The sequence below is a fragment of the Kitasatospora sp. NPDC058406 genome, from assembly GCF_042722765.1.
GTDB lineage: Bacteria > Actinomycetota > Actinomycetes > Streptomycetales > Streptomycetaceae > Kitasatospora.
In genome coordinates this window covers 1-2,428 of record NZ_JBHXKE010000473.1, presented here as the reverse complement: position 1 = coordinate 2,428, position 2,428 = coordinate 1, and the positions used below count along the sequence as shown (strand labels likewise).

The window sequence follows — 2,428 nt, the reverse complement described above, 5'->3', positions numbered from 1 at the left end:
ACCCTGAGGTGTGCGGGGCCCTTCGGATCGCCTGTGGGTCACAGGCAGGTCAGATCGTCAATTACTTGAGGATCTTGGTGACCTGGCCGGCGCCGACGGTGCGGCCACCCTCACGGATGGCGAACTTGAGGCCCTCCTCCATGGCGATCGGCTGGATCAGCACGACCGTCATGGCGGTGTTGTCGCCCGGCATGACCATCTCGGTGCCCTCGGGGAGGGTCACGACGCCGGTCACGTCCGTGGTACGGAAGTAGAACTGCGGGCGGTAGTTGTTGAAGAACGGGGTGTGACGACCACCCTCGTCCTTCGACAGGATGTAGGACTGGGCCTCGAAGTCGGTGTGCGGGGTGACCGAGCCGGGCTTGATGATGACCTGGCCGCGCTCGACGTCCTCGCGCTTGATGCCACGGAGGAGCAGACCGACGTTCTCGCCCGCCTGGCCCTCGTCGAGCAGCTTGCGGAACATCTCGATGCCGGTGACCGTGGTGGTGGTCTTGGTCTCCTTGATGCCGATGATGTCGACAGTCTCGTTGACCTTGAGGATGCCACGCTCGATACGACCGGTGACGACGGTGCCACGACCGGTGATCGTGAAGACGTCCTCGATCGGCATCAGGAACGGCTGGTCCACGGCGCGGGCCGGGGTCGGGATGGCCTCGTCGACCGCCGCCATCAGGCCGAGGAGCTTCTCGCCCCACTCCTTGTCGCCCTCCAGCGCCTTCAGCGCGGAGACGCGGACGACCGGCAGGTCGTCGCCCGGGAACTCGTACTCGGAGAGGAGCTCACGGACCTCGAGCTCGACGAGCTCCAGGATCTCCTCGTCGTCCACCATGTCGGCCTTGTTCAGGGCGACGACGATGTAGGGGACGCCGACCTGGCGGGCCAGGAGGACGTGCTCCTTGGTCTGCGGCATCGGGCCGTCGGTGGCGGCGACGACGAGGATCGCACCGTCCATCTGGGCCGCACCGGTGATCATGTTCTTGATGTAGTCCGCGTGACCCGGGCAGTCGACGTGGGCGTAGTGACGCGCCTCGGTCTGGTACTCGACGTGCGCGATCGAGATGGTGATACCGCGCTGCCGCTCCTCCGGCGCCTTGTCGATCTGGTCGAACGGCGTGAAGGGGTTGATGTCCGGGTGAGCGTCGTGCAGCACCTTGGTGATCGCCGCGGTAAGAGTGGTCTTACCGTGGTCGATGTGACCGATGGTGCCGATGTTGACGTGGGGCTTCGTCCGCTCGAACTTCGCCTTCGCCACTGCAGTCCTCCTGAGGACAGTTCTGTACGCCGTGCTGACGTCAGTTGGTCTTTGATCGGGTTGGGTACGGAGCGCCGAGGCACTCCATGCCGTCCCGCGGGTGGGGGCCGGAGGCCCCGGGAGAATCCGACCGGATTCTCCCGGATTGCCTCCTAATAGCCTAAGGGTTCGCTGTCGTCCCGATCGTCGGGACGTACGGCGGCCTCGAACAGGGAGCCGGCGGGTGCCGGTCCCTACTCGCCCTTGGCCTTGGCGATGATGTCGTCCGCCACGTTCCGCGGAACCTCGGCGTACGAGTCGAACTGCATCGAGTAGCTCGCGCGACCAGAGGTCTTGCTGCGCAGGTCACCGACGTAGCCGAACATCTCGGAGAGGGGCACCAGCGCCGTGACGACGCGGGCACCGTGACGCTCGTCCATGGACCGGATCTGGCCACGACGAGAGTTGATGTCGCCGATCACGTCGCCCATGTAGTCCTCGGGCGTGGTGACCTCGACGGCCATCATCGGCTCCAGGAGGACCGGGGAGGCCTTCCGGGCGCCTTCCTTGAAGGCCATCGAGCCGGCGATCTTGAACGCGAGCTCGGACGAGTCGACGTCGTGCGCCGCACCGTCGAGCAGCTTCACGCGGACACCCTGGAGCGGGTAGCCGGCGAGGATGCCGAACTCCATGGCCTCCTGGCAGCCGGCGTCGACCGACGGGATGTACTCCCGCGGCACGCGGCCACCGGTGACCTGGTTGACGAACTCGTAGCCCTCGGCCTGCTCGAGCGGCTCGATCGCGATCTGCACCTTGGCGAACTGACCGGAACCACCGGTCTGCTTCTTGTGGGTGTAGTCGATGCGCTCGACGGCCTTGCGGATCGTCTCGCGGTACGCGACCTGCGGCTTGCCGACGTTGGCCTCGACCTTGAACTCACGGCGCATACGGTCGACGAGCACCTCGAGGTGCAGCTCGCCCATACCCGCGATGATGGTCTGGCCGGTCTCCTCGTCCGTGTTGACCTGGAAGGACGGGTCCTCCTCGGCGAGACGCTGGATGGCAACGCCCAGCTTCTCCTGGTCACCCTTGGACTTGGGCTCGATCGCGACGCGGATGACCGGGGCCGGGAAGTCCATGGACTCCAGGATGACCGGGTTCTTCTCGTCGGACAGCGTCTCACCGGTGGTTGTC

The 2,428-nt window shown here is 65.9% G+C and carries 2 protein-coding genes; both read right to left on the bottom strand.

Translation table 11 applies throughout. From position 1 onward, the window contains the following. Positions 1-61: 61 nt before the first annotated feature. Positions 62-1,255, bottom strand: a complete 1,194-nt coding sequence (gene tuf, locus ACFWOG_RS40625) for an elongation factor Tu (RefSeq protein WP_329885400.1) — start codon at positions 1,253-1,255, stop codon at positions 62-64. A gap of 233 nt (positions 1,256-1,488) precedes the next feature. Continuing rightward, a partial coding sequence (locus ACFWOG_RS40620; RefSeq protein ID WP_380364760.1) for an elongation factor G occupies positions 1,489-2,428 on the bottom strand: 940 nt, incomplete at its 5' end.